The sequence below is a fragment of the Alteromonas sp. ABH4_453 genome (assembly GCF_056160665.1).
This window is the reverse complement of the sequence record NZ_JBSWXP010000008.1, coordinates 193,375-218,918: the sequence shown is the minus strand read 5'-3', so window position 1 is coordinate 218,918 and position 25,544 is coordinate 193,375. Positions and strand designations below refer to the sequence as shown.

The 25,544-nt window shown below is 43.9% G+C and carries 23 protein-coding genes; 16 read left to right on the top strand and 7 right to left on the bottom strand.

The genetic code is table 11. The features are described 5' to 3' along the window. The first annotated feature begins 24 nt into the window (after positions 1-24). Complete coding sequence (ligA, locus tag ACXAGV_RS16630) at positions 25-2,061, top strand: NAD-dependent DNA ligase LigA (protein WP_474874197.1); 2,037 nt, start codon at positions 25-27, stop codon at positions 2,059-2,061. A gap of 226 nt (positions 2,062-2,287) precedes the next feature. Here ligA and ACXAGV_RS16625 read toward each other — a convergent pair whose 3' ends face one another. Beyond that, positions 2,288-2,815, bottom strand: a complete 528-nt coding sequence (locus tag ACXAGV_RS16625) for a DUF2062 domain-containing protein (RefSeq protein ID WP_014949426.1) — start codon at positions 2,813-2,815, stop codon at positions 2,288-2,290. Between the two features lie 210 nt (positions 2,816-3,025). Between ACXAGV_RS16625 and ACXAGV_RS16620 the strand changes: the two genes are divergently transcribed. The 6 genes from ACXAGV_RS16620 (at position 3,026) to ACXAGV_RS16595 (ending at position 10,388) form a co-directional block, all read left to right on the top strand. Further along, on the top strand, positions 3,026-5,620 hold the full coding sequence (locus ACXAGV_RS16620) for a DNA internalization-related competence protein ComEC/Rec2 (RefSeq protein WP_474874196.1): 2,595 nt from the start codon (positions 3,026-3,028) through the stop codon (positions 5,618-5,620). 208 nt (positions 5,621-5,828) lie between these two features. Continuing rightward, positions 5,829-7,577 carry a lipid A export permease/ATP-binding protein MsbA gene (gene msbA / locus ACXAGV_RS16615; protein WP_474874195.1) on the top strand — a complete coding sequence of 583 codons (1,749 nt, stop codon included), beginning with the start codon at positions 5,829-5,831 and terminating at the stop codon, positions 7,575-7,577. Continuing rightward, the gene (gene lpxK / locus ACXAGV_RS16610; RefSeq protein WP_474874194.1) at positions 7,574-8,605 is read left to right on the top strand and encodes a tetraacyldisaccharide 4'-kinase; all 1,032 of its coding nucleotides are present in this window, start codon (positions 7,574-7,576) and stop codon (positions 8,603-8,605) included. The genes msbA and lpxK overlap by 4 nt, the downstream gene beginning before the upstream one ends. Positions 8,606-8,610: 5 nt before the next feature. Beyond that, on the top strand, positions 8,611-8,805 hold the full coding sequence (locus tag ACXAGV_RS16605) for a Trm112 family protein (RefSeq protein ID WP_014949430.1): 195 nt from the start codon (positions 8,611-8,613) through the stop codon (positions 8,803-8,805). 42 nt (positions 8,806-8,847) lie between these two features. Beyond that, positions 8,848-9,597, top strand: coding sequence for a 3-deoxy-manno-octulosonate cytidylyltransferase (kdsB, locus tag ACXAGV_RS16600; RefSeq protein WP_474874193.1), 750 nt, complete (start codon positions 8,848-8,850; stop codon positions 9,595-9,597). A gap of 131 nt (positions 9,598-9,728) precedes the next feature. Then, positions 9,729-10,388, top strand: a complete 660-nt coding sequence (locus tag ACXAGV_RS16595; RefSeq protein WP_474874192.1) for an SDR family oxidoreductase — start codon at positions 9,729-9,731, stop codon at positions 10,386-10,388. 142 nt (positions 10,389-10,530) lie between these two features. Here the strand turns inward: ACXAGV_RS16595 and ACXAGV_RS16590 are convergent, their stop codons facing one another. Continuing rightward, positions 10,531-11,271: a substrate-binding periplasmic protein gene (locus ACXAGV_RS16590; RefSeq protein WP_474874191.1), complete on the bottom strand. Its 741-nt coding sequence runs from the start codon at positions 11,269-11,271 to the stop codon at positions 10,531-10,533. A 232-nt stretch (positions 11,272-11,503) separates the two neighbouring features. Then, complete coding sequence (gene rimO, locus ACXAGV_RS16585; protein ID WP_474874190.1) at positions 11,504-12,958, bottom strand: 30S ribosomal protein S12 methylthiotransferase RimO; 1,455 nt, start codon at positions 12,956-12,958, stop codon at positions 11,504-11,506. Positions 12,959-13,264: 306 nt separating this feature from the next. On the opposite strand from rimO, the gene ACXAGV_RS16580 reads away from it, so the two are divergent. Continuing rightward, positions 13,265-13,735 (top strand): DUF2919 family protein, encoded by a 471-nt coding sequence (locus tag ACXAGV_RS16580; protein ID WP_474874189.1) that lies wholly within the window; start codon positions 13,265-13,267, stop codon positions 13,733-13,735. A 90-nt stretch (positions 13,736-13,825) separates the two neighbouring features. On the opposite strand, the gene ACXAGV_RS16575 is transcribed toward ACXAGV_RS16580, so the two are convergent. After that, positions 13,826-14,239: a hypothetical protein gene (locus tag ACXAGV_RS16575; RefSeq protein ID WP_014949436.1), complete on the bottom strand. Its 414-nt coding sequence runs from the start codon at positions 14,237-14,239 to the stop codon at positions 13,826-13,828. Positions 14,240-14,350: 111 nt separating this feature from the next. Further along, a complete protein-coding gene (tcdA, locus tag ACXAGV_RS16570; RefSeq protein WP_474874188.1) occupies positions 14,351-15,127 on the bottom strand; it encodes a tRNA cyclic N6-threonylcarbamoyladenosine(37) synthase TcdA in 777 nt (258 codons plus the stop codon). 220 nt (positions 15,128-15,347) lie between these two features. On the opposite strand from tcdA, the gene ACXAGV_RS16565 reads away from it, so the two are divergent. The 4 genes from ACXAGV_RS16565 (at position 15,348) to ACXAGV_RS16550 (ending at position 19,537) form a co-directional block, all read left to right on the top strand. After that, positions 15,348-16,313 (top strand): glutathione S-transferase family protein, encoded by a 966-nt coding sequence (locus tag ACXAGV_RS16565; protein WP_474874187.1) that lies wholly within the window; start codon positions 15,348-15,350, stop codon positions 16,311-16,313. Between the two features lie 86 nt (positions 16,314-16,399). Then, a complete protein-coding gene (locus tag ACXAGV_RS16560) occupies positions 16,400-17,263 on the top strand; it encodes a pirin family protein (protein WP_474874186.1) in 864 nt (287 codons plus the stop codon). Positions 17,264-17,378: 115 nt separating this feature from the next. After that, complete coding sequence (locus tag ACXAGV_RS16555; RefSeq protein WP_474874185.1) at positions 17,379-17,882, top strand: GNAT family N-acetyltransferase; 504 nt, start codon at positions 17,379-17,381, stop codon at positions 17,880-17,882. Between the two features lie 194 nt (positions 17,883-18,076). After that, complete coding sequence (locus ACXAGV_RS16550; RefSeq protein ID WP_474874184.1) at positions 18,077-19,537, top strand: phosphohexomutase domain-containing protein; 1,461 nt, start codon at positions 18,077-18,079, stop codon at positions 19,535-19,537. 249 nt (positions 19,538-19,786) lie between these two features. Here ACXAGV_RS16550 and ACXAGV_RS16545 read toward each other — a convergent pair whose 3' ends face one another. Both ACXAGV_RS16545 and ACXAGV_RS16540 read right to left on the bottom strand, forming a co-directional pair. Further along, positions 19,787-20,209, bottom strand: a complete 423-nt coding sequence (locus tag ACXAGV_RS16545) for a DUF3429 domain-containing protein (RefSeq protein ID WP_474874183.1) — start codon at positions 20,207-20,209, stop codon at positions 19,787-19,789. A 99-nt stretch (positions 20,210-20,308) separates the two neighbouring features. Further along, positions 20,309-21,586, bottom strand: a complete 1,278-nt coding sequence (locus ACXAGV_RS16540) for a citrate synthase (protein ID WP_118494947.1) — start codon at positions 21,584-21,586, stop codon at positions 20,309-20,311. 703 nt (positions 21,587-22,289) lie between these two features. On the opposite strand from ACXAGV_RS16540, the gene sdhC reads away from it, so the two are divergent. Genes sdhC through ACXAGV_RS16520 form a run of 4 tightly spaced genes read left to right on the top strand, consistent with a single transcriptional unit; the run spans position 22,290 to position 25,504 of the window. After that, positions 22,290-22,664 carry a succinate dehydrogenase, cytochrome b556 subunit gene (gene sdhC, locus ACXAGV_RS16535; protein WP_014998321.1) on the top strand — a complete coding sequence of 125 codons (375 nt, stop codon included), beginning with the start codon at positions 22,290-22,292 and terminating at the stop codon, positions 22,662-22,664. Further along, the gene (gene sdhD, locus ACXAGV_RS16530) at positions 22,658-23,005 is read left to right on the top strand and encodes a succinate dehydrogenase, hydrophobic membrane anchor protein (RefSeq protein ID WP_474874182.1); all 348 of its coding nucleotides are present in this window, start codon (positions 22,658-22,660) and stop codon (positions 23,003-23,005) included. Before sdhC ends, sdhD begins: the two co-directional genes overlap by 7 nt. Position 23,006: 1 nt before the next feature. Beyond that, positions 23,007-24,779: a succinate dehydrogenase flavoprotein subunit gene (gene sdhA / locus ACXAGV_RS16525; protein ID WP_474835717.1), complete on the top strand. Its 1,773-nt coding sequence runs from the start codon at positions 23,007-23,009 to the stop codon at positions 24,777-24,779. 14 nt (positions 24,780-24,793) lie between these two features. Continuing rightward, a complete protein-coding gene (locus tag ACXAGV_RS16520) occupies positions 24,794-25,504 on the top strand; it encodes a succinate dehydrogenase iron-sulfur subunit (protein ID WP_012518362.1) in 711 nt (236 codons plus the stop codon). Positions 25,505-25,544 lie beyond the last annotated feature (40 nt).

Genomic DNA, 25,544 nt, shown 5'->3' with positions numbered 1-25,544 from the left:
TTTAAACGGCGTGACAACAACTCCATGTCTGATTCTTTAGAACAAGCAAAGCAACAAATTGCAGAACTACGTAATACGCTTAATGAGTACAACTATCAGTACTATGTGATGGATGACCCTTCGGTTCCTGATGCAGTATATGATAGAGATATGCAGGCGCTTATTGCGCTAGAAAAACAATATCCTACGCTTCAAAGTCCGAATTCTCCTAGCCAAAAAGTAGGGGGCGCAGCGTTATCGGCCTTTGAACAAGTTACCCATGATGTTCCTATGCTGTCGCTGGATAACGCCTTTGACGAAGAATCATTGCTTGCCTTCGAAAAACGTTTAAAAGACAGACTAAAAGATTCGGCAACGTTAGATTTTAGCTGCGAACCCAAGCTAGATGGTTTAGCGGTAAGTATTCTGTATGAAAATGGCGAATTAGTGCGTGCTGCAACCCGTGGTGACGGCCAGGTAGGTGAGAATATCACTGCTAACGTGCGTACCATTTCTAATGTTCCGTTAACGCTTCGTGGTGAGCATTATCCTGAGCGCGTAGAAGTGCGCGGTGAAGTGTTTATGCCTCGTGAGGGCTTTGCAAAACTCAACGAACACCAAAAAGAAACGGGGGGTAAGGTTTTTGCCAATCCTCGTAATGCTGCGGCTGGTAGTTTACGACAGCTAGACTCTAAAATTACGGCCAAGCGCCCGCTGATGTTTTATGCTTATTCGCTAGGCGTTGTGCAACCCGAAAGTTTTGAATTACCCACAACACACAGCGAGCGCCTTAAGCAATTAGGTAATTGGGGGCTGCCGCTGTGCCCTGATATCGATACCGCCGAGGGCGGCAAGGGCTGCTTGGCGTACTACAACCACATTTTAGAAAAGCGCGACAATTTACCGTATGACATTGACGGCGTTGTGTTTAAGGTTAACCGTATTGACCTGCAAAATACCCTTGGATTTGTGGCTCGAGCGCCTCGCTGGGCGATTGCGCAGAAGTTTCCTGCACAAGAAGAAGTGACTAAGTTACTAGATGTTGAGTTTCAGGTAGGAAGGACTGGTGCGATCACGCCGGTTGCTCGTTTAGAGCCCGTGTTTGTAGGTGGAGTAACTGTGTCGAATGCTACGCTTCACAATCAGGACGAAATTTCCCGGTTAGGCGTTAAAGTTGGCGACACCGTGGTAATCCGCCGTGCGGGTGACGTTATTCCTCAGGTGGTGTCTGTGGTAGAAGCCAATCGCACGGGAAGTGAAACTGACATTACCTTCCCAAGCCAATGCCCAGTTTGTGACTCGCAGGTTGAAAAACTAGAAGATGAAGCGGTTGCTCGTTGCACCGGTGGATTAATTTGTGCCGCACAACGCAAACAGGCGCTTAAGCATTTTGCTTCGCGTAAAGCATTCGATATTGATGGTCTGGGCGACAAGTTAGTCGATCAGTTAGTTGACGCTGATCTTGTGCACAGTCCCGCCGACTTTTTCACGCTTTCGTTAGGCGATGTTGTTGGGCTAGAACGTATGGCTGAAAAGTCTGCCAGCAAGCTACTGGCATCGCTTGAAGCTTCAAAGCAAACCACGCTCGCCAAGTTCCTATACGCATTGGGGATCCGTGAGGTTGGCGAAGCTACTGCGGCAAACTTGGCTGCGCACTTCGAAACCTTGGAGGCTATTCGCGAGGCGTCGCTTGAAGCACTGGTTGAAGTCCAAGACGTTGGTGAAGTGGTGGCTACCCACATATTTAATTTCTTCAACGAGTCACACAATACCGATGTTATTGATACGCTGTTAAAAGAAGGAATTAATTGGCCAGCTATTGAAAAGCCAGATTCGGATAATTTGCCTCTTGAAGGCAAAACGTGCGTTATTACAGGTACGCTCAGCGAAATGGGGCGTTCTGACGCGAAAGCCCGTTTGCAGTTACTTGGTGCAAAAGTGGCAGGCTCGGTAAGTAAGAATACCGACTTCCTAGTTGCAGGAGAAAAAGCGGGTTCCAAGCTAACCAAAGCACAGGAACTAGATGTGGAGGTATGGGACGAAGCTGCGCTTATCGCTTTTTTATCAGAGCATGAAAAGTAGCCTGCTTGGCTTAAATTCAATAAGAGAGCTCGGCGTAATGGTTTTCCTTAGTAGTTTAACGCCGAACTTATATTGATTGTTACCAATAAAAAAACGCCACTTCTATGAAGTGGCGTTTTTTTGTAATTCTTGCTCTTTCTTTTACGACGTATTTTGTACTGAACGTTGTAAGGGGCTTGAAAAAAGGTAAATATTTCTACAAACCCATAAGTGTAGGGCTCTCACGCTAGTGGGCTTCTTGATTCCGCATTTGTCTGCGTCTTTCCCAGGCTTTTTTCACTTGAAAGCGCCAAACCCAGTTCAAAGAGAAATAACCCGCTAGTCCAAACACAACCGAGCAAATTCCACACCCGACTAGAAATGCAGGGCCGATGGTATTAATGCTTTCTACAACCCACTGCCAACTAAACTGAAATTCAAAATGCTCAGGCTTAGTCCCAAGTACAGTAGTACCAACCTTGTATGCCCCATAGAATATAGGCGGAATAGTAAATGGGTTAGTCACCCAAACAGTTGCAACAGATAAGGGAAGGTTTGCGCGAAATGGAATAGCTAAACCGGCAGAAAGCCACATTTGAAACGGTACCGGCCAAAACGCGAAAAATAAACCTATGCCAAATGCACCAGATGCAGAACGACGGTTTAAGTGCCAAAGGTTGGGCTCGTGCAATACGCTACCAAAAATTTTTAAAGCTTTGTTTTGCTTAATACTTTGGTGATCTGGCAAAAAACGTCGGATAAATTTCTTAGGCATAAATATCAATGCATCTCGAAAATAAAATCAAAAAAGACAGAAAAAATAACAGTAAACGGAACTGCGCAACATGAATTTGCACCATCCACATTTACTCACTGTCAATTGCTACGTGAAAACATGGTCAATCGTATCACAATTTGCTTAAGCTGTTTTTGCGCTAGCGCAATAAGTGCAGTTTCCTGGCAAAAACTTCCAAGTACTCACAGCATGGCATTGATGATTGCCATTTTAATAATATCTGTGACTATTATCATATTCATTTCGACCACAAAACCCGCTGAACATCATGTATTTCCAGAGGTGCTGCTATGTTGGGCAGTGAGCGGGATGCTGTCTGGAGTACTTTGGGTGGCGAGTGTAGGGCATTTTTACTACGCTTGGCAACTGCCCCAAGGGAAAATTCAACAAGATGTCACAATTTCAGGTCGAGTTGTGTCGGGGGGATGTGTCTTCGGCACTGCTAGTACGCCGGATGCGACTTATCAGTATGTTGTTGCTATTGAGTCGGTCAACCGTGAAAGCACAGCGACATTTCTAGACAAGGGTATACTTTCCCCCTTGCCTAAGCGTGTTTTAACTAGCACGTTTAATTTCAAAGCTCGTCTTACTCACCAACATTATGAATTCCCAAATGATCTAAAAAGAGAAAGCTTAGCCAATAAGAAAATCGCATACGCTCAACAAGGAACTAAAGGCGTGCGGCCTCAATCAGTTTCTCCGTCCCAGGTGAAATTAAATTGTTTGCACAACGGCGATACCTTCACCGCAATTGTAAAACTTAAACCTGCATACGGTACGGCTAATCCTGTTGGAGCTAGCCGACAACAGCAGTTGGTTAGCCAATTTATTCATGCAACTGGATATATCAAGTCGATAGAGCACGATAAAACAAAGCATAATCACTCAGTGCGTTATGAACTTGCTACAACATTGCAGAAGCTAGACCTTGTTCATGAAAAATGGTGGCGCGCATTGCTGCTAGGGGATAAAACGGGCTTTACGTTGGGTGATTGGACGCTGTTACAACGCACCGGCACTGGACACATGTTTAGTATATCAGGCATGCATCTATCACTTATCGCTGGGGGTTGCTTATTGTTTTTTAACCCCGTTATATTTTTACTCACGCATGTTACAAGCCTATTAGGCGGAGCGAAGTATTGGTTAATACGTTCAGCCTCCATCAACTATCCGGCAACAGGTCAAAAGAACAAAGAGCAGCAAATAAATGAGTTGTTTCAAACCTGCGCGCCAATTAGAGCCTCTGTACTTTGTGTGCTTATCGCTGCTTGTTTTTGTTACGCGTTGCTTAGTGGAAGCGCATTGCCGGTTGTGCGTGCGCTGATACTGGTAACTATGGGGTGCGTGCTGTCTCTTTCTCGACATGCATGGCGGCCAGTAAATGTTGCGTTGACAATGCTTACTTTGAGCTTGTTGCTGTTTCCTCTTTCTATATTAAGCGCTAGCTTTTACTTGAGCATAGGGGCTGTACTGTGCATTTGGTTTTTAGTTGTTGTTTGGGGGCTACAGCGAGCACCCTGGTATGTGTCTTTGTTTAAACTACAAGTAGCGCTTACCGTAATAATGATGCCCCTAACCCTAATATGGTTTGGTAGCGCCAGTTTTATTGCAGTTGTTACCAACTTAATCGCCTTGCCCGTCATATCGTTACTTTTACCTATTTGTTTAATTTCGTTGTTAGTCCTTCATTTTGCTGAGTTGCCTTTCGCACAACAAGTTACGGGTGTGCTTTTGCATTACAGTGATGTGTGTTTAGGGTATTTGTTATCGCTTTTGAAGGTACTTAATCAGTTTTCTGGGAGCGCTATCAATTTTTACATAGGTAGTGGTGCGGCACTTTGTCTAATTGTCGCTTTGTTTATTTTTCTTTTGCCAACATGGCGGTACAAAGCTATCTGCGTAGCGCTTCTCTTGCTTCCATCGCTAAGCATTTTTCAAAAGTGGTTACCTATCAATGAATCGATATGGGCGCTGCATGTATTTGATGCGGGCCAGGCCAGTGCTATTGCGGTGACTGCGGGAGGTCGGGCTATGATTATTGATTCTGGCGCTCAGTTTAATGGCAATGCTCATACTGCAAGAAAACATCTGTTACCTTTTTTGGAAAGTAAGCATATTTCAAATATAGATGTTGTAGTACATACTCATAGTGACAACGATCATGCAGGTGGCGCAGTAGCCATTGAACAACACGCCTTAGCTAAAAAAGCCACTTTCTACACGCCAACATTAGGTTGTGAGCGAGGAAAGCGTATACGCTGGCAGAATTTAACAATTAATTTTCTATGGCCGCCAAATGGCAACAAAGAAGACAACAATGCCATGTCGTGTGTGGTTAAAATAACAAGCGACTCGGGTAGCGTGTTAATTCCTGGTGACATTGAGAAAACAAGTGAGTATGCGTTGATAACCCGTGAAATCATGGATGGTTTCTCAGAGGGGGCTTCAATGGATACTTTAGCGAGTTCTACAAATCTAAGTGCCGACATTCTTATTGCGCCGCATCACGGAAGCAAAACGTCTTCTACTAATGTTTTTATAGAGCACGTTGCACCAAAAGCTGTGATCTTTACGCAAGGTTATGAGAATCGATGGCAGTTTCCTGCGTATGTTGTGGCTAAACGTTACGAGCGTTTGGGCGTAACGCAATATTTAACAAGCTATCACGGATATATAAGCGCAACCTTCGATAAGGACTCTTTTCATATAGATTCCCAACGTGGAACGTTGAATAATCGCTGGTATTTACCAGGCATAGCACCACGACACCTCAAAGACTAAGTAATATCGCCAAATGCCAAAAAATATTAGCTTGTAACGAAACGAAGATGTGCACGAATACCTTTAAATAGGTATGAAGTGGCCACACATTATTCACTTAGTTGGCAGACTAACCAATTTTGCCGCTATATTAGTGAATTAGAGCGAGAACGAGTACAATACTTCCAACGCGTTTTTGTTAACGTTTCAAACAGGTTAAAAAAACTACATGCAACAAGCCGACAACTCGGATTATCAAATTAAGCGCTTTTTACAGTACCTAAAAGCGTATAAAGTGCCTTTCGTTTTTGCCATCATCGGTATGATTGGTTATTCCGCGGTAGATACCTTCGTATTTTCCCAGCTTCAGCCAATGATTGATGAATCATTAGGGAAAAACGACCATGACTATCTACGTCTAGCCGCCTATGCGATTGTGCCGCTGTTTTTGTTACGGGGTGTTTTCAACTTTTTAGGTAGTTACACGCTAAGCTGGATTGGTGCTCAAGTGGTTATGCGCATGCGCCAGCAGTTGTTTGAAAAATACATTCATCTTCCAGTGGCATTTCACGATAATCATGCGGTTGGCGGGCTTATCAGTAAAGTCACCTACGACACAGAGCAAGTGGCTAATGCCTCTGGTAAGGCGCTGCTAACGTTGGTGAGAGAAGGCGCACTGGTCATCGGTTTACTGTGTGTCATGTTCTATTACTCATGGCAGCTTTCGCTCATATTTCTTTTAATTGGCCCCATTGTGGCGGTGATTGTTTCTATCGTCAGCAAGCGTTTTCGCGTTGTAAGTAAAAACATTCAACAATCAATGGGCAACCTAACATCGTCGGTAGAGCAAGCGGTGAAAGGTCACAAAGTTGTGATCATGTTTGGCGGTCAAGAAATAGAGCAAAAGCGTTTCGAGCAGAAAAACAATCACAACCGTCAACAGTCGATGAAGCTTAATGTCACTTCTATTTTGAGTGTGTCTTCAATACAAGTAATAGCGTCAATTGCCCTTGCCGTTGTTCTGTTTATTGCCAGCACGCCCGGTATGCTTGAAAAGCTTACAGCAGGCGTATTTATTAATGTGGTCTTTTGTATGGTGATGCTGCTTAAACCTCTTAAACAGCTCACTACCATCAATAACCAATTTCAAAAAGGTATGGCAGCCTGCGCCAGTATTTTTGAAATTCTTGATGAAGCTGACGAAGAAGATAAAGGGCAAACCAAAGTAGAGCGCGCAACAGGAAAAATTGAATTTGACGACGTTACATTCTCTTACCCTGGAAAGCAGACGCCTGCGTTATCTAGTGTGAGCTTTACTGCATACCCAGGGCAGTCGATTGCTTTGGTAGGGCGCTCGGGTAGTGGTAAATCGACCATCTCGTCGCTGCTTACACGCTTTTACGTGCCGCAAGAAGGTGAAATTCGCTTGGATGACACGGCGCTCAACGATATTGATCTTAAAGATCTGCGGGCGCAGTTTGCCGTGGTATCGCAAAACGTTACGCTGTTTAACGATACCATAGCTAACAATATTGCTTATGGTGCGCGCCAAAACGTATCACGTAAAGACATCGAGAATGCGGCAAAGATGGCGCATGTCGAAGAGTTCTTATCAAACTTACCAGAAGGGTTAGATACGGTTATTGGTGAAAACGGCTTAATGCTTTCGGGTGGTCAGCGTCAGCGTATTGCCATTGCGCGGGCGATACTCGCCGATGCTCCCATACTTATTCTTGACGAAGCGACATCTGCCCTTGATACAGAATCTGAGCGTTTGATCCAAGATGCATTAGAAACGCTGCAAAAACGATGCACCAGCATTGTTGTGGCGCACCGTTTGTCTACCATCGAAAACGCAGATTGCATTATGGTAGTGGAGCAGGGGCGCATTATTGAAAAAGGTAAACACAACGAATTGCTTGAAAAAGGTGGTCACTACGCGCAACTGCACGCGTTGCAATTTGGTGAGACTAAGTGAGTCAATCACAAAGTAAAACCAAGCACGATAAATGGTACTTCGGCCATCCTTTAGTGTGGCTGCTGTCACCATTTGCGCTGCTGTTCTACTTTATTTCGGCAATTCGCCGGTTACTTTTTAAAATTGGACTCAAAAAAGCATTTAAGGCTAATGCTCCCGTGATTGTCGTTGGCAACATATCAGTGGGCGGCAACGGCAAAACACCAGTCGTATTAGCTTTAGCCGATTATTACCAGAAGCAGGGCATTAAGGTCGGTATTTTAAGTCGTGGCTATGGTGCTAAATCACCAGAATACCCGCGATTAGTGAAAGGCGAAGATGATGCGTCTGAAGTGGGTGACGAACCTCGTTTACTGGCCATTAGAAGCCAGTGCGACGTTGTTATCGATCCAGTCCGCGCGCGTGGAGCCGCGTACTTAAGTGACAAATTACACTGCGATTTAATTATTTGTGATGACGGTCTTCAACATTACGCGCTTCATCGCGACGTTGAAATTGTAGTGATGGACGATAGAAAAGTAGGCAGTGGTTATTTGCTGCCAATGGGGCCCCTTCGCGAAGGACAATGGCGCCTTGGTGCCGTTGATGCGCTTGTACATAATAGCCGTTCAATGCCGACATTTAGCCATGCTGTAGCGCCTCAATATTTAATGACCTTAGTAGCAGGGGACTTCACCTCTGTTTCAAACAGAGTAAGAACCAGTCCCCTTGAAGAGATACAAAAAGTGCCGTGCAGTGCAATTGCTGGAATAGGTTCACCTCAGCGATTTTTCTCTCAGCTTAAAGAAATGGGTATTCAGCTTTCTTCGTCTACACCGCTGGCGGATCACCATGCGATCACACGGTCAGACATACCGAACGGCAGAGTGTTAATGACAGAAAAAGACGCCGTTAAAGCTGCGCCTTTTGCTCATAACGACTGCTGGTTTTTACCTGTTACCGCGCATTTAGCGCCAGACTTTTTTAATTTAATAAATGTGAAACTTGCCAAGGCAGGTTTGAAGATCAACCAAGACGGACAGGAATAATAACAATGGCCTTTGATAAAAAGCTTTTAGAAGTTTTGGCTTGCCCAGTGTGTAAGGGAAAATTAGTTCTGAGTGATGATAGCACCCAGTTAGTGTGTCGATTTGATAGATTGGCTTTCGATATTAAAGATGGCATCCCTGTACTTATCGAAAGTAAAGCAACGGCATTGTCGTTAGACGATGTAGACGCAACACGGTAATAAAACGTTAAACTAAGTGGTAAATAAGGGCGATATAAAGTTATGTCATTTACAGTTGTGATCCCTGCTCGATACGGCTCAAGTCGGTTTCCTGGCAAACCCTTAGCGCTTATTGACGGAAAGCCGATGATTCAACATGTGGTTGAACGTGCTAAAGAAGCTGGAGCCGATAACGTTATCGTTGCCACCGACGATGAACGTATTCAAAACGTCGTGCTTGGTTTTGCTCAAGTATGCATGACGTCTGTCAACCACCAATCTGGAACAGAGCGTATTGCCGAGGTTATCGAAAAAGAAGGCATTGCGAGTTCTACTATTGTGGTTAACGTACAGGGGGATGAGCCATTTATTCCCGCCGAAAACATCAGGCAGGTTGCAGAAAATCTTGCCAATGCGCCTCAGTGCCAGATGGCTACGTTATCTACGTCTATTGAACGTGTTGAGGATGTGTTTAACCCCAATATCGTTAAGGTGTTGGTAAACGAAAAGGGTGAATCTATCTATTTTTCACGTTCTCCTATTCCTTTTGAACGCGATCACATGATGGCAAACCCGCAATCTGCAAATACGTCACTGTACAAACGCCATATAGGTATTTATGCCTATCGTGCTGAATACGTTAAGCAATATGTTGCCTATGCGCCTAGCTCTCTGGAGCAAATTGAATCTTTAGAACAGCTTCGAGCTATATGGTATGGCGATAAGATTCACTGTGAGGTGGCGATAGCTCCACCGCCAGTTGGAATTGATACCCCGGAAGATCTAGAACGTCTTTTAAAGACTATAAGTTAGTGAGAAATGAGTGCTGAAATAGGGCTGACGCTGTGTAGTAAATTAGCAAGAAGCCTTATCTAAACAGCCAGTTCTTGTAAAAGGTGAGTGAAACCTTTTAAACGCATACACAAAGTAACAAGGGAACCGTTATGAACGTAGTTATTACCGGTGGCAACAGAGGCATAGGCCTTGCGCTCACCAAGCAATATAAAGCACGTGGTGCGAAAGTTTATGCTACCTGTCGAAACAGTTGCGACGAGCTAAACAGTGCAGGTGTGACAATCATCAAAGGTGTGGATGTATCCCAACCAGAAATGCTGGCTGAAAAGCTTGCACCTTTAATGGATGTTAACATCGATTTGCTCATTAATAATGCCGGAGTGCTCGGACGCGAGAGTATTAACGATTGGGATCCAAATACCATCGATTATCAATTTAGAGTTAATGCATTAGGTCCATTGTTAGTTACTCAAACACTATTACCCGCAATGGCAAAAGACGGTAAAATTGCCATGATTACCAGTCGCATGGGTTCAATGGCAGACAATGGTTCAGGCGGCTACTATGGCTACCGAATGTCCAAAGCCGCACTAAACGCTGCGGGAGTTTCAATGGCGAATGATCTGAAACCCAAGGGGATTGCAGTAGGTATTTTCCATCCTGGATTCGTTCAAACAGAAATGGTCAATGGAGCGGGAGATATTGATGCTGATACCTGCGCTGAACGCTTGTCACATCGTATAGATGAGTTAAATGTATCTAACGCAGGTCGCTTCATCCATTCAAATGGTGATGAGTTGCCTTGGTAGGTTTAATGTTGGCTTGCCACAAACTCCATCAATAATGTATCACACCAACAGAGCGCTTACGAAAAGCGCTCTTTTACTTTTAAACTACACCTGTCTTAAACTGCATGTGTCCTTAACTACATCGTTTCAATGCGTCCTTGCTTTAGCGCGTTAAATCATACGTATCAATTATTTGCTTAACAGACCCGTCATTTAAACGAGCACTAAGAGCTTGGTTAAACTCTGGAAATAGTGATGCGCACTTTGATTTGGCGGAGATAGCAAAATGTACATTGTTTGATGATATAGGTGACCGGCTTATTTGCATGCCGTCATTTTCTGAAGCGTTCAAGTGGCTTAGTGCAGCGCTTTGTGGAGAAACTGCGTAGTCAGCGCGATGTCGACGCATCATTTCATACATTTTGTCGTGGTCTTTAACTTCGATGATATTCAAGTTTGACTTAATGCTATCGAATTTTTCACCTAAGCTTATTCCTCGAGGCATCACACCAATATATTGCGCGAGTGCGTTAAGCGAAAGATCGGTACCTCGCGTTTGAGAAAGTGTAGGGGAAAGCACAACATAAACCTCTTCTGCTGCAAACGGTGCAGTGATAAGCCATTTTCGACTACGAGCTTCGTTCCAATAGTTTCCCGCCAAAATATCAAGCTCGCCCGCGTCGAGTTTGGATTCTATTCGTTTCCAAGGTAGCCCGGTTTCTATCTTTAGTGTGACACCTAAATCCCGTGCTAGCAGGGTTAGAACGTCAAATGCTATCCCCGTAGCTTTCAATCTTTCTTCAAACTCGTTAAATGCGTAGGGAAACCACTGTTGTGCTCCCGCGGTGTGTAAAGTCTTACACTCAGTACTGGCAAGTGCACGAGGGTTGAATACAAAAGTCAAAATGAGCAATATGCTAAACGACAAGATGTGGCGGGAACAGTGTTTCAGTTTGGAGTAGGGTAACATTGCCATATTTTATTCACGTACCACAGAAGATGGCGTTGATAGTTTTACTTGTTTAATTGTGTATAGGACTGTTATACATAAAACCCTATCGACTGGCAATTAGCCGATAGGGTTACAAAAATAACGAATAGATGACTTTCGAGTATAGATTGCAGTTAATCGAAAGTTACAGCGCGGGATCAGCGCCTTCGTCTTCTTCGTCTTGGTCTTCAGACAATACTGCCCAGACGTCGTGTTCGTTAGCGTGAATAACTTCAGCCCATACACGATCGCCAGGTTTTACGTCATAAACGCCGTTTAAATGAACCAGACCATCAACTTCCGGTGCGTCTGCATAGGTACGGCCAACGGCACCTTCCGCATCAACGCTGTCGATAACAACTTGATATTCGTTTCCTATCCGCGCTTGTAAACGTGCGGCACTGATTTCGCCCTGTACTTCCATAAAACGTGCAAGGCGAGCTTGTTTCACTTCTTCTGGTACTGGGTCGGGGAGGTCATTTGCTCTCGCTCCTTCAACAGGTGAATAGGCGAATGCACCAACGCGATCAAGCTGCGCTTCGCGAAGGAAGTCCAATAACTCTTCAAACTCTTCTTCCGTTTCGCCCGGAAAGCCGACGATGAATGTCGAACGAATGACTAATGATGGGCACTGTTCGCGCCACTTTTTAACGCGCTCTAATACGCGCTCAGCACTACCTGGGCGTTTCATTAACTTAAGAATACGTTTGTTGGCGTGTTGAAACGGAATATCCAAGTAAGGAAGGATTTTACCTTCGTTCATTAGTGGAATTAGGTCATCGACATGCGGGTAAGGGTACACGTAATGTAAACGGACCCAAATGCCCATTTCGCCCAGCTTTTCACACAGTTGCTGCATGTGTGCTTTAACCGGCATGCCGTCCCAAAAGCCCGTTCTGTGCTTAACATCAACACCATAGGCGCTAGTGTCTTGTGAAATAACCAATAGCTCTTTAACACCAGCTTCTTTCAAACGCTTAGCTTCATCGAGTACGTTACCCACTGGGCGGCTAACAAGGTCGCCACGCATAGAAGGAATGATACAGAACGTGCAACGGTGGTTACAGCCTTCTGAAATCTTCAAGTAAGCATAATGACGAGGCGTTAATTTTACGCCATGGTCAGGGATCAGATCTTCAAACGGATTGTGCTGAGGTTTTGGAAGATGATCGTGTACTTGTTCAACTACCGTTTCGTAGGCATGAGGCCCCGTGATAGCCAGTACATTTGGATGAAGCTCTCTAATTTCGTCTTCTTTAACACCTAAACACCCGGTAACGATAACTTTCCCGTTTTCTTTAAGTGCTTCGCCTATGGTGTCTAATGACTCTTCTACCGCCGCGTCAATGAACCCACAGGTGTTAACGATAACCAAGTCGGCATCGTTATAAGTAGGGACTACGTCATAACCTTCGGTTCGAAGTTGAGTAAGAATACGCTCTGAATCAACTAAGTTCTTAGGGCAACCTAAGCTAACAAAACCAATTCTGCTGCCATTGCTTTGTTGCGAAGGTTTGTTGTCACTTAATACCTTCACTGGCGTTTCTAGCGTGGTGGTTTTATTTACTACTTTGTTTGGATTAAACGTTTCTACTGTCATCTAAAATATCACCTGGAAAATGACTGAGCTTAAAATGGCCGCGGATTATACAGGAAAACACGCTTGTACGCAGTATATATAATTAGCGACCAAGATATAAATTATTGACGCATTCTAACAATGCAGCCGTAATTTAGGCATTAACTGTGAAAACAAGGTTAAACGGCCACGGGTTTCATTGTAAAAGCAGTACGAACAAGGTTTAAAAATACCTTTTTCACCCCCACGTTTATCACTTCTTGAAAATAAACATTATCAAATTTGAATGCGCTTTAGGGTTCAAATTAACAAAATAGAAGTGAATGCATGCTTAAATTACCGCTAACTTTTTATGATGAGTCAGGGCGAATTCTACCTCCCCGGTGGCTTTACAGCGTGTTTATACTTCTATGCATTGACTGGCTCGCGTTCGTCTTTTCTCTGGCTTCCCGCACTCAAACGAGTGAGCTACTTACGTTTTTTTACCCACAAAAAGAAACGTTAGGGTTGGGGTTAGCGGCAAGTTTACCTGTGTTAATTGCGTTATCTTTGGTAAGTCAACGAGAGCGCTTGTGGAAAAAAGGGTACCTTGTATGGCGTAAGTGGGTTATACCACTGGCTCAATTGGGTGTGTTGGCGCTATTAAGCGTGCAGCTATACTACGCTATGCATCATCACTGGGGGTTTGAAACTATTACGGGTGTAAAGATCGTTTTTTACGGTATAGCCTTGTACGCAATTTCAAAAAGTCGTCATTTAAAGTGGATGGTAGAGGATTGGGAAACACCTAACCCCTGAACCTCATTCTCCAAAAATATCCTTATTGGATATGTGTTTAATGCACTCAATTGAACAGACGTTAAACTGAGTGCAAAATTTGTGAGAACGTTAGTGGCTTCGTAAGTGGTTTCCCAACGCCTGTTCATAGTAGGCAAATACGCTGATTTGACTGTCGTTAACCAAACGTTCATAGCAAATACCCGCTAAGGCATAGGTATTTTCACCAACCTGAAGAAAAACGGCAGGTGCTTTAGGATTTGACTGATCGTAAATCCATTCACCATCTAGCTGCGCTTTTAAAATTTCTCCAACGTAAGCGCCAAAGATATTACAGATGGTGAACACTGCTTCATCTTCTAACGCTAAATCGTGATATTTATCTACGAAACTAAGTAAAATGTCGTCCACCAGTGCTACACTAGCGGGTGAGTGGTCGAGTACAATATCGAACTCATCAGCTGCTGTTACTACAGCGTCCTTCGCGCAATCTGCCATTAATTTATTGAGTTCATCAGGTGACATGTTGTTCTCCTTCTCACCGATACTTTTGTTATAACAAGCTAACGCTTAAAAAGTCGTTAAGACAAGGTGTTATAAGTTTTTGACTATTGTGCGCAAGTTATCGGCCAAAGTCTATTTTTGTCCAGTTAATCTATTGATTACACTTGCAGCAGCGAACATACCGAAGGTGGCGGTTACCGTGACCACAGCACCAAAGCCGCCCGCACAGTCTAGTCGAGTACCACCTTCCATTGCAGATTTGTTATAACAAACCGAGCCGTCTGGTTGTGGGTAGCGCAATTGCTCTGTTGAATAGATACACTCAACGCCAAAGCGACGTTTTGGGTTTTTACTGAAGTTATAGTTACGTCTAAGCTCACTGCGTAGCTTAGCCGCTAGGGGATCTTGTGTTGTTTTAGCTAAATCGCCTTTAGTGACTTGAGTTGGGTCTATTTGACCGCCCGCACCGCCAACCGTAACAATGGGAATTTTGTTGCGTTTACAGTGAGCTATCATCGCCGCTTTAGCGCGAATACTGTCAGTGGCATCGACTACAGCGTGCATTTCTTTGGTTAAAAGTGTGGCCGTATTGTCTGGGGTGACAAAATCCTCAATACAATTCACTTTGCAAGCAGGATTTATCAAGTGAATTCTCGATGCAATGGCGTCGACCTTTGCTTCTCCTATAGTATTGGAAAGCGCGTGAATTTGGCGGTTTGTATTAGTTACGCAAACATCGTCTAAATCAATAAGGGTTATAGTACCAACGCCTGAACGAGCTAGTGCTTCTGCAGTCCAACTTCCCACACCGCCAATGCCGACTACAGCCACATGACTGTTGGCTAAATTATTAGTTTGTTGTGCGCCATACAAACGCACAATACCGCCTAAACGTGGATCATCAGACATGTTTCACTTCACTTAAAAATAAACTAACTCAAAGGCGTGTGTTTACACAAAAACGTGCAAACACGCTAGCAGGGCGCGCATCATCTCAAAAGTGAACACTAAAGATCAATACACTCCAGTTTTTTCGAATAATAAATCCGATTTTAAGCAACATACGTTCTACCCATTACATGTTTAAATAAAATCATTGTTTAACTATATATTGTAAAGGGAGAGGCATATGGGCTTACTCGTAGATGGAAAATGGCAAGATAAATGGTATGACACCAGTAAAAATGGTGGCAAATTCGAACGTCAGGCATCTAAGTTTCGTGACTCAATTAGCAACAGCGAAGACGCAACCTTTCAGGCTGAGTCAGGCCGCTATCACCTATACGTTTCGTTAGCTTGTCCTTGGGCCCACAGGGCGCTCATATTTAGAAAGTTAAAGGGATTGGAGGCGCATATTGATGTTTCGGTGGTACACCCTGAGATGCTTGATCAAGGCTGGGAGTTTAAAGATTACCCAGGATCAACGGGAGATAAGCTTTATAACTTTGATTATGCGCATCAAATTTATACTAAGGCAGAACCTGAGATAACCACCCGTGTCACTGTTCCAATCCTTTGGGATAAACGGACAGAAACTATCGTTAATAATGAATCAGCTGAAATTATCCGTATTTTTAACAGTGGGTTTAATTCACTGACTAATAATGGCGACGATTATTATCCTAACGCCCAACGTGAAGAAATTGATGCCATCAACAATATGGTGTATCACGACATAAATAATGGCGTGTACAAAGCTGGATTTGCTACAACGCAAGAGGCCTATGAAGAGGCAGTAACTGCATTGTTTGATTCGCTGGATAGAGTTGAGGAAAGGTTAAGTAAACAACGTTATCTTGTAGGAAGTAAGATAACAGAGGCTGACTGGCGCTTATTTACCACGCTGATACGCTTCGACGCTGTGTATCACGGGCACTTTAAATGCAATAAAAAACAAATTGCAGACTATCCAAATATTTACGGCTATATGAAAGAACTTTATCAAGTTCCGGGTGTTGCTGAAACAGTAAACTTCGACCATATCAAAAGGCACTATTACTACAGCCACACTATGATAAATCCAACGCAGGTAATTCCCGTTGGGCCAGAGCAAGATCTTATGTCGCCTCACGGTCGCGATAAAATGGGACGTTGAAGCACCCAAAAGGTCAGTAATACAAAAAGCTAAACGTGAAGCTCGTAAAAGATAGTGAAGGCTAAGATTTAAGGTAGATACACATTATGTCAGTGGAAGTGAGTGAACAAAAATCGATAGAGAAAGTGGTTACAGGTATGCCAACAAGTGATGGCGCGGGCGTGTCGCTCACTCGTATTATCGGACAGCCTGAACTACCTCGCCTCGATCCCTTTTTAATGTTGGATTTTTTTGGTTCAGATAATCCAGGTGAATACATTGCTGGTTTTCCACCACATCCTCACCGTGGTTTTCAGACAGTTACTTATATGCTTGCAGGAAAAATGCGCCATAAAGACTCTGTAGGCAATGAGGGGGTTATTGATGCTGGTGGCATTCAATGGATGAATGCGGGCCGAGGCATAATACATGAAGAAATGCCAGAGCAGGAGGAGGGCTTGTTACAAGGCTTTCAGCTGTGGGTGAATCTTCCGGCTGTAGAGAAAATGTCAGCGCCGAACTATCAAGACATACAGCCAGATAGTGTGCCTTCAGTACACATCCAAGATGCAGTAATCAAAGTGTTAGCAGGTGAAATTGACGGTGTGAAAGGGCCTGTGAAGACAACAGCGGTTGCTCCTACTTTTTTAGACGTTGCACTACGAAACGGGAGTTCTGAAATTACACTGGGTTCGGATGAAGCTGCCTATATTTATGTGTTCGAGGGAAGCGTGGTCGTTAATAGCAGCGAAATTAGCAAAGAAACAATTGTGTCGCAGGGAGAGCTGGGTGTTTTGTCACAAAGTGGCAAGCAGCTATCTGTATCCGCTGATACAGGTTGTAAATTTATAGTGGTCTCAGGTAAACCTATTGAAGAGCCTGTGGTCCAATATGGGCCTTTTGTAATGAACACTCAGCAGGAAATTGTTCAGGCATTTAACGATTACCAAAGCGGTTCACTAGCGAAATAGATACAAGTTTTGTCTATCTTGATTCGACTATGGGTAATTATCTATGCGGGCTGGTATTAGACTGAGCTTTTAATCAATACCTCTTCATTTGGTTCAGCAAGGAGTAGCACTGCCAATGCATTTTGAAAGCGTCGCCGAAAAACACGTGCTATCACTTTTAGAATTTGAGCGTAGTAACAAAGCCTATTTTGAATTGTCTATAGCACCGAGAGAGGCAGCGTTTTATTCATTGGATGGCGTTGGCTACCACATTAGCGAATTGCTTTACTTACAACAGCAGAAAAGAGCTTGGGGTTATGTACTTGTTGATGAGCAACGAAATAACCAGATTGTAGCACGTGCTAACATCAAAAATAGAGCAGGCGACAAGGCGGAAATCGGCTATCGAGTTGCAGAGAAGGATTGTGGAAAGGGCATTGCTTCTCACTGCGTCTCATTTTTAATTGAGGAGGCCAAAAGCATAGGCATAAAATTGCTCACTGCTGAAGTCATGGATAATAATGCCGTTTCTGAAAAAGTTCTTATCAAGAATGGTTTTAGTCCTACACTGTGCTTTCGCCGAAAGTATCGTCATCAAGGCGCTTTCCATAACAGTATCTACTTAGAACTCGCGCTTTAAACTCATCGGTTGAAAACAGCGTGAGCAAAACGTTGCGCTGTTCAAATTGAATTAGTAATTCACTCCCTCTAATGATTTAATATCAGTATGTCTAATTTCTTTTACGACAATAACAAAGGGGCGTATGCGCTTTTTTGTTGTAAAAGGCGATTATGTAATCATAAATAGTTAAAACACAGGGAATTTCGATCCAAATGGCAACCCCAATTACCTGCTTTAAAGCGTACGATATTCGTGGCGAATTGAACTCACAACTGACTGAAGATGTAGCGTATCGAATTGGCTATGCGTTTGCGCAAGAATTAAATGCGAAAACTGTTGTTGTTGGTAGTGATGTGCGTCTTACGTCAACACCATTAAAATTAGCGTTAAGCGCGGGTCTAATCGATGCTGGTGCAACAGTGACCGATATTGGCATGGCAGGAACAGAAGAAATTTACTTCGCTACCAAACACCTTGGCGTTGATGGTGGTATTGAAGTAACGGCAAGTCATAACCCCATTAATTACAACGGTATGAAACTGGTGAAGTCAGGCTCTGTTCCAATTAGTGGCGACACAGGCCTAAACGCGATAAAAGAGAAAGCGGAAGCACTAGAAGATAGCTTCGTGTCAGAGCGATTAGCACACTACACTGAGGGTGCGTTGATTGATGCTGATGCGTTTTTTAACGGTACGGCCCATGTAAAAGAAGACAAGCTTTCTGAAACCGATAAATATGCGGTTAAATCGTGTATGTCTGACTATGTTTCTCACATGCTTTCTTACGTTAATTTGAGCAATTTTACGCCGTTAAAAGTGGTGGTTAATGCAGGTAATGGTGCCGCAGGCCCCGCGCTTGACGCTATTGAAAAAGAAATGAAAGTGCAGGGCGTTCCGATAGAGTTTGTTAAAGTACATCACAATGCTGATGGTACATTTCCAAACGGCATCCCCAATCCATTGTTACCTGAAAACCGTGCTGACACCGCTGACGCTGTTAGAGCGTCGGGAGCTGATTTTGGCATTGCATGGGATGGTGATTTCGACCGTTGCTTCTTGTTTGACGCTGATGGTGAATTTATTGAAGGATATTATATCGTTGGCTTGCTTGCTGAAGCCTTTATCGAGAAAAACACCGACAGTAAAATCATTTATGACCCTCGCGTATACTGGAATACAGAAGATATCGTAGCGAATGCAGGTGGTACACCTATTAAGTCGAAAACCGGCCATGCGTTTATTAAGGAGCGTATGCGCAAAGAAGATGCGGTCTACGGCGGTGAAATGAGTGCGCACCATTACTTTAGAGATTTTGCCTACTGTGATTCAGGCATGATCCCTTGGTTGTTAATTGCCGAATTGGTGTGTGTGAAAAAGCAAACATTAGCGAGTATGGTAACGGCGCGAATTGAAGCGTTTCCATCTTCTGGTGAAATTAACAGTAAACTGAAAGATGCTGACGCAGCGCTGGAACGCGTTACAAATAAATACCAGCCACTAGCCAGCGTAATCGATACTACCGATGGTTTGGGTCTGGAGTTTGGCACATGGCGCTTTAATTTACGTAAATCGAATACTGAGCCAGTTATTCGTTTAAACGTTGAAAGTAAAGGCGACATTGCGTTGATGGAACAAAAAACCGAAGAGCTACTTTCGCTTATTCGCGCTGAATAACCACGGTACTTTTCGTTAATACCGCTAGATAAGTAAGAAACGAAGGCGATAATATAGCGATATTATCGCCTTTTCTGTTTTTGAGATTTATACCTGTTAAATCTTTGTTTATCAATTGCTTATAAAGGTTATGCGTAACCTGTTTGATTGAGATAGACACTCGCTTAAACACCGCAGGCTTTTGCCTCTATTACTTTTTTTGCAATTAACTAATGTCATGCCTTTAACGCTAAACTGTTAGTAGCAACGCTAGACAAGCAAGTAAATCATCCAAGCGTGACAGATAACGACAACACTTGTTAGCCCCATTCGCAGGCTTATGTAACTTACAATCTGCTCTTTAGGAAGGCTAAGGATAAACTTGTCGTAAATAAGCACGGCGACGTAGCTTAGCGATAAAACACCAAACACTTTCACGTCGTGAGAGAACACCAAACACAACCACCCAATAATAGTGGGCAACATTGCTATTAGCATTTGCTTGTCATATCGCTGGTTACTTACAGAGTCCCACCAATGAATACCGCCAAAGAAAGATAACAGCACAGCAGAGTATTGGATAAAGTAAACGGCGCTTTGTGTTAGTGATAATAGGTTAAGCTGATAAGCCAGTGGCATTGCCACAAAAGGAATAAGACCGGCAATACCTAGAAAAACTGCTGAATAGGGCATTGTTGTTCCTTGAAGTAAACTTGTATAAACAAAAATAGCGCCATGAAGGCGCTATTTTTACTATTAAGCGTAATGCTTAGTTCAGTAAAACCTAAATTTTTACTTAATTGGCGTGTATTTACGCTGGTTGTGACCAGTGTAAAGCTGACGAGGACGGCCAATCTTCTGTTTAGGGTCGCTCATCATTTCATGCCAGTGTGAAATCCAGCCTACTGTACGAGACAGAGCGAAGATACACGTAAACATGTTGGTAGGAATACCAATAGCCTTAAGAACGATACCTGAGTAGAAATCAACGTTCGGGAACAGTTTCTTCTCTGCGAAATACGGGTCGCTCAACGCAATCTTTTCAAGCTCCATTGCTACTTCTAGTAGTGGATCTTTAACGTTAAGTTCGCTTAGTACTTCGTGACAGCTTTCACGCATTACCGTTGCACGAGGGTCGTGGTTTTTGTAAACACGGTGACCGAAGCCCATAAGACGGAACGGATCGCTCTTGTCTTTAGCGCGTGCAATAAACTCAGGGATACGATCAACTGTGCCGATTTCTTCTAGCATGTTTAGACATGCTTCGTTTGCACCACCGTGAGCAGGGCCCCAAAGTGAAGCAACACCAGCAGAAATACAAGCATATGGGTTCGCGCCAGAAGAACCAGCAAGACGAACGGTAGACGTTGACGCATTCTGTTCGTGGTCTGCGTGAAGCGTAAAGATACGGTCCATCGCGCGCTCAACAGCTGGACTGATTTGATATTCTTCTGCTGGAACAGAAAACATCATGTTCAGGAAGTTAGCTGCGTAGCTAAGGTCATTACGTGGGTAAACGAATGGTTGACCGATATTGTACTTGTAGCACATAGCAACAAGCGTTGGCATCTTTGCAATTAGACGATGCGCGCTGCGAATGCGTTGCTCTTCGTTAGAAACGTCTAAATCACTGTGGTAGAACGAAGACATAGCGCCAACGGTACCACATAGCATTGCCATAGGGTGCGCGTCGTTGCGGAAACCGTGGAAGAACATGTTGATCTGTTCGTGTACCATGGTGTGACGTGTAATTGTCTCTTTAAATTCTTCGTATTGTTCTTTTGTTGGTGCATCACCGTGAAGAAGCATGTGACAAACTTCTAGGTAGTCTGCGTCACGTGCAAGTTCTTCGATAGGGAAACCGCGGTGTAATAACACACCTTGAGCGCCATCAATGTAGGTAATTGAAGACTCGCAAGATCCTGTCGCCATAAAACCTGGGTCGTACGTGAAATAACCGTGTTGGCCTAACGTACGGACATCGATTACATCTTGTCCTTCGGTGCCAGACAAGATAGGAAGCTCGATTTCCTTACCGCCGGCTTTAAGAATGGCTTTCTGATCTGCCATAAAATGCTCTCCTCAGAATGGTTCTGTTTGCAGCGAAAACGGACGAAAATATCCGCTCCGTTGGGAAAAGTGGGCGTATTTGTACTTTATTATGTACCAACAAGTCAATTTAATTGCATATATGCACAATAAATATTCCGAATTGCTTAAAAAAATAATAGCAATCAGATAACGTTCAATTAACTCGTTGGAAATTCACTTTGCCCGATACAGTGCAATTATCAATGGCTTTTCGACAAAGGTAAACCACCGATCGATAAATATATTAACAGCTTAGCTTAAAAAGTAACCTTTTGATGTGGAATAAATACGCATACAGATTAAAAGTGCTTAATTTCTTATTGATATGCATAGTTATTCCATTTCGCTGCTGATAAAATCGATATACTGTTATTGCGCTTGTTATAACGTGTTGCGCACAGTTTTGATCGCTTTTTGAGCAAAATAATTATCTCTAAAGTATATATAGCGACTAAAGTCTTACTACGGCACAAAAAATTGTAATTATATACTACGCTGGATATACTCAGCGGTGCTTGGAAAACGGAATATTTATTCTGTTACAAGCATTAAAGAATAATTCACAAATTGTTAACAACTCATTGGACGAGGCAATTAACAGGTTAAAAATCGAATTCACTTACTCAGGACATAATAAAGGTAAGAAATTCATTATCCCCTACGGATTAAACAGGCATACATTGTGAAAAAGCAAAGACCAGTAAATTTAGAACTCAATACTATTAAATTTCCGCCCTCTGCTATTTCGTCAATTCTCCACCGTGTAACCGGTGTTGCAATGTTCTTCGCGCTACTTTTTGTTATTTGGGCATGGGCAGTTTCTGTTCACTCGCCGGAAGGTTTCGCGGACGTTCAAGCAATCATGGACGGTTTCCTTGGAAAATTTGTCGCAATTGGCACAGCTTCAGCGCTGACGTATCACATTCTAGGCGGCCTAAGACACGTTGTTATGGATTTAGGTCACTGGGAAGAATTAGAGTCGGGTAACACAAGTGCAAAAGCAGTAATCGCACTTTGGGTTGTACTGACCGTAGTATTGGGAGTTGCATTATGGTAACCAACCAAGCAAGCATTAAGCGTGACGGCGTACAAGATTACGTATCACTTCGCGCTACAGCAGCAATTATTTTCGCGTACTCGGTTTTCATGGCGTGGTTTTTTATTACCACCGATAACCTAACGTTTATCGAATGGCGAGGGTTGTTCTCTGGCCTAGCTATGAAAGTTTTCACATTGGCAGCACTAGTAGCAGTGATGATCCACGTGCGCATCGGCCTATGGCAGGTGCTAACAGACTATGTTAAAGCAGCAGGTCTGCGCGCAGGATTACAATATATTCTAAATATCATCGCGTTCGGCTATGTAGCTGTTGGCCTATTCGTACTGTGGGGAGTGTAAAATGAGTTTACCCGTTCACGAGTTTGATGCAGTTGTAATTGGTGCAGGCGGTGCAGGTATGCGCGCAGCACTACAGATTTCAGAATCTGGTAAATCATGCGCACTGTTGTCTAAAGTATTTCCAACCCGTTCTCATACTGTGTCTGCACAGGGTGGTATTACCGTAGCACTAGGTAATTCACACGAAGATAACTGGGAATGGCACATGTATGACACCGTAAAAGGGTCAGATTATATCGGTGACCAAGACGCCATCGAGTACATGTGTAAAACTGGTCCAGAAGCTATTATCGAAATGGAGAACATGGGTCTACCTTTTTCTCGCTTCGAGAATGGTAAGATTTACCAGCGTCCTTTCGGCGGTCAGTCAAGAAATTTTGGTGGCGAGCAGGGCGCTCGTACGGCAGCTGCAGCGGACCGTACTGGTCACGCGCTTCTACACCTTCTTTACCAGCAAAACGTAAAGAACAAAACCAAAGTATTTTCTGAGTGGTATGCACTTGACCTGGTTAAGAACCAAGACGGCGACGTCGTAGGTTGTACAGCAATCGACATCGAAACTGGCGAAGTAGTTTACTTTAAATCGCGCGCAGTTGTTCTTGCAACTGGTGGTGCGGGTCGTATCTACGCATCAACAACGAACGCGCACATCAATACCGGTGACGGTGTTGGTATGGCACTGCGTGCTGGTGTTGCGGTTCAGGATATGGAAATGTGGCAGTTCCACCCAACGGGTATAGCTGGCGCGGGTACATTGGTTACTGAAGGCTGTCGTGGTGAAGGTGGTTACCTTCTCAATAAAGACGGCGAACGCTTCATGGAACGTTATGCACCTAACGCGAAAGACCTAGCGGGTCGTGACGTTGTAGCACGTTCAATGATGACTGAAATTCGCGAAGGTCGTGGTTGTGAAGGCCCGTGGGGTACTCACATTAAGCTTAAGCTTGACCACCTTGGTAAAGATGTACTTGAGTCACGTCTACCTGGTATTCTTGAGCTATCGCGTACATTCGCACACGTTGACCCTGTAAAAGAGCCGATTCCAGTAATTCCTACTTGTCACTATATGATGGGTGGTATTCCAACAAACGTTGATGGCCAATGTCTAACGGTTGATGAAAACGGCAATGATAAGGTAGTTAACGGTCTATTTGCATGTGGTGAGATTGCTTGTGTATCTGTACACGGTGCAAACCGTCTTGGCGGTAACTCACTACTTGACCTTGTTGTATTCGGTCGAGCGACTGGTTTACACCTTGGTAAGACATTATCTGAAATGGCACCATCACGCGACGCGTCTGAGTCTGATCTTGAAGCCTCTATGACACGTTTCAACCGTTGGGAAAATTCAGAGAAAGGAAAGGGCGAAGACCCTGTTCAAATTAAGAAAGACTTGCAAGAATGCATGCAGCTTAACTTCTCAGTATTCCGTGAAGGTGAAGCCATGGCGGAAGGTCTTAAGGAACTTAGCGAAATTCGCGAGCGCCTTAAGCATGCACGCCTTGACGATAAGAGTTCAGACTTCAACACTCAACGTATTGAATGTTTAGAGCTTGATAACCTAATGGAAACTGCGTACAGCACAGCAGTAGCAGCGAACTTCAGAACGGAAAGCCGTGGTGCTCACAGCCGCTTCGACTTCCCGGAACGTGATGATGACAACTGGTTATGCCATAGCATCTACGATCCGAACACTGATAAAATGCTTAAACGTGAAGTGAATATGGCGCCTAAGCTTAGGGAAGCATTCCCGCCTAAAGTGCGTTCATATTAAGAGAGGCAACGATCATGCAATTAACTTTTTCGATTTATCGTTACAACCCTGAAGTAGATGCGAAGCCTCGCATGCAAGACTACACTCTAGAAGTAGAGGAAGGTCAAGACATGATGGTGCTAGACGCGCTACTTGCACTAAAAGAGCAGGATCCGACGCTTTCTTTCCGTCGCTCTTGTCGTGAAGGTGTTTGTGGTTCAGACGGTGTGAACATGAACGGCAAAAACGGCCTTGCATGTATCACTCCGCTTTCTGCACTGGGCAAAGGCAAAATAGTCGTTCGTCCACTTCCAGGTCTGCCAGTAGTGCGCGACCTTGTTGTAGATATGACGCAATTTTATACACAGTATGAAAAGATTAAGCCGTTCTTGATTAACGACAGTAAACAGCCGCCAGCGCGCGAGCATTTACAGTCGCCAGAAGAGCGTGCGAAGCTAGACGGTCTTTACGAGTGTATTTTATGTGCATGTTGTTCAACGTCATGCCCATCGTTCTGGTGGAACCCTGATAAGTTCATCGGTCCTGCGGGTCTTCTTCACGCATATCGCTTCCTTATTGATAGCCGCGATACGGCAACTGAAGAACGTCTTAACGACCTTGATGATGCGTTCAGCGTATTCCGCTGTCACGGTATCATGAACTGTGTGAGTGTATGTCCTAAGGGCTTAAACCCAACAAAAGCGATAGGCCAAATCAAGTCTATGCTTTTACAACGGGCTGTTTAGTACTATATTCTGATAACTTACTAAAAGTTACAGATAGTGA

Bases quoted from the DNA above. Each gene is read 5' to 3' on its own strand.
- sdhD (WP_474874182.1), top strand. From the start codon at position 22,658: ATGGTAACCAACCAAGCAAGCATTAAGCGTGACGGCGTACAAGATTAC.
- ACXAGV_RS16550 (WP_474874184.1), top strand. From the start codon at position 18,077: ATGGCAACCCCAATTACCTGCTTTAAAGCGTACGATATTCGTGGCGAA.
- kdsB (WP_474874193.1), top strand. From the start codon at position 8,848: ATGTCATTTACAGTTGTGATCCCTGCTCGATACGGCTCAAGTCGGTTT.
- msbA (WP_474874195.1), top strand. From the start codon at position 5,829: ATGCAACAAGCCGACAACTCGGATTATCAAATTAAGCGCTTTTTACAG.
- ACXAGV_RS16625 (WP_014949426.1), bottom strand. From the start codon at position 2,815: ATGCCTAAGAAATTTATCCGACGTTTTTTGCCAGATCACCAAAGTATT.
- sdhA (WP_474835717.1), top strand. From the start codon at position 23,007: ATGAGTTTACCCGTTCACGAGTTTGATGCAGTTGTAATTGGTGCAGGC.
- ACXAGV_RS16555 (WP_474874185.1), top strand. From the start codon at position 17,379: ATGCATTTTGAAAGCGTCGCCGAAAAACACGTGCTATCACTTTTAGAA.
- ligA (WP_474874197.1), top strand. From the start codon at position 25: ATGTCTGATTCTTTAGAACAAGCAAAGCAACAAATTGCAGAACTACGT.
- rimO (WP_474874190.1), bottom strand. From the start codon at position 12,958: ATGACAGTAGAAACGTTTAATCCAAACAAAGTAGTAAATAAAACCACC.
- ACXAGV_RS16605 (WP_014949430.1), top strand. From the start codon at position 8,611: ATGGCCTTTGATAAAAAGCTTTTAGAAGTTTTGGCTTGCCCAGTGTGT.
- ACXAGV_RS16620 (WP_474874196.1), top strand. From the start codon at position 3,026: ATGGCATTGATGATTGCCATTTTAATAATATCTGTGACTATTATCATA.
- ACXAGV_RS16595 (WP_474874192.1), top strand. From the start codon at position 9,729: ATGAACGTAGTTATTACCGGTGGCAACAGAGGCATAGGCCTTGCGCTC.
- tcdA (WP_474874188.1), bottom strand. From the start codon at position 15,127: ATGTCTGATGATCCACGTTTAGGCGGTATTGTGCGTTTGTATGGCGCA.
- ACXAGV_RS16560 (WP_474874186.1), top strand. From the start codon at position 16,400: ATGTCAGTGGAAGTGAGTGAACAAAAATCGATAGAGAAAGTGGTTACA.
- ACXAGV_RS16580 (WP_474874189.1), top strand. From the start codon at position 13,265: ATGCTTAAATTACCGCTAACTTTTTATGATGAGTCAGGGCGAATTCTA.
- ACXAGV_RS16545 (WP_474874183.1), bottom strand. From the start codon at position 20,209: ATGCCCTATTCAGCAGTTTTTCTAGGTATTGCCGGTCTTATTCCTTTT.
- ACXAGV_RS16565 (WP_474874187.1), top strand. From the start codon at position 15,348: ATGGGCTTACTCGTAGATGGAAAATGGCAAGATAAATGGTATGACACC.
- ACXAGV_RS16575 (WP_014949436.1), bottom strand. From the start codon at position 14,239: ATGTCACCTGATGAACTCAATAAATTAATGGCAGATTGCGCGAAGGAC.
- ACXAGV_RS16540 (WP_118494947.1), bottom strand. From the start codon at position 21,586: ATGGCAGATCAGAAAGCCATTCTTAAAGCCGGCGGTAAGGAAATCGAG.
- ACXAGV_RS16520 (WP_012518362.1), top strand. From the start codon at position 24,794: ATGCAATTAACTTTTTCGATTTATCGTTACAACCCTGAAGTAGATGCG.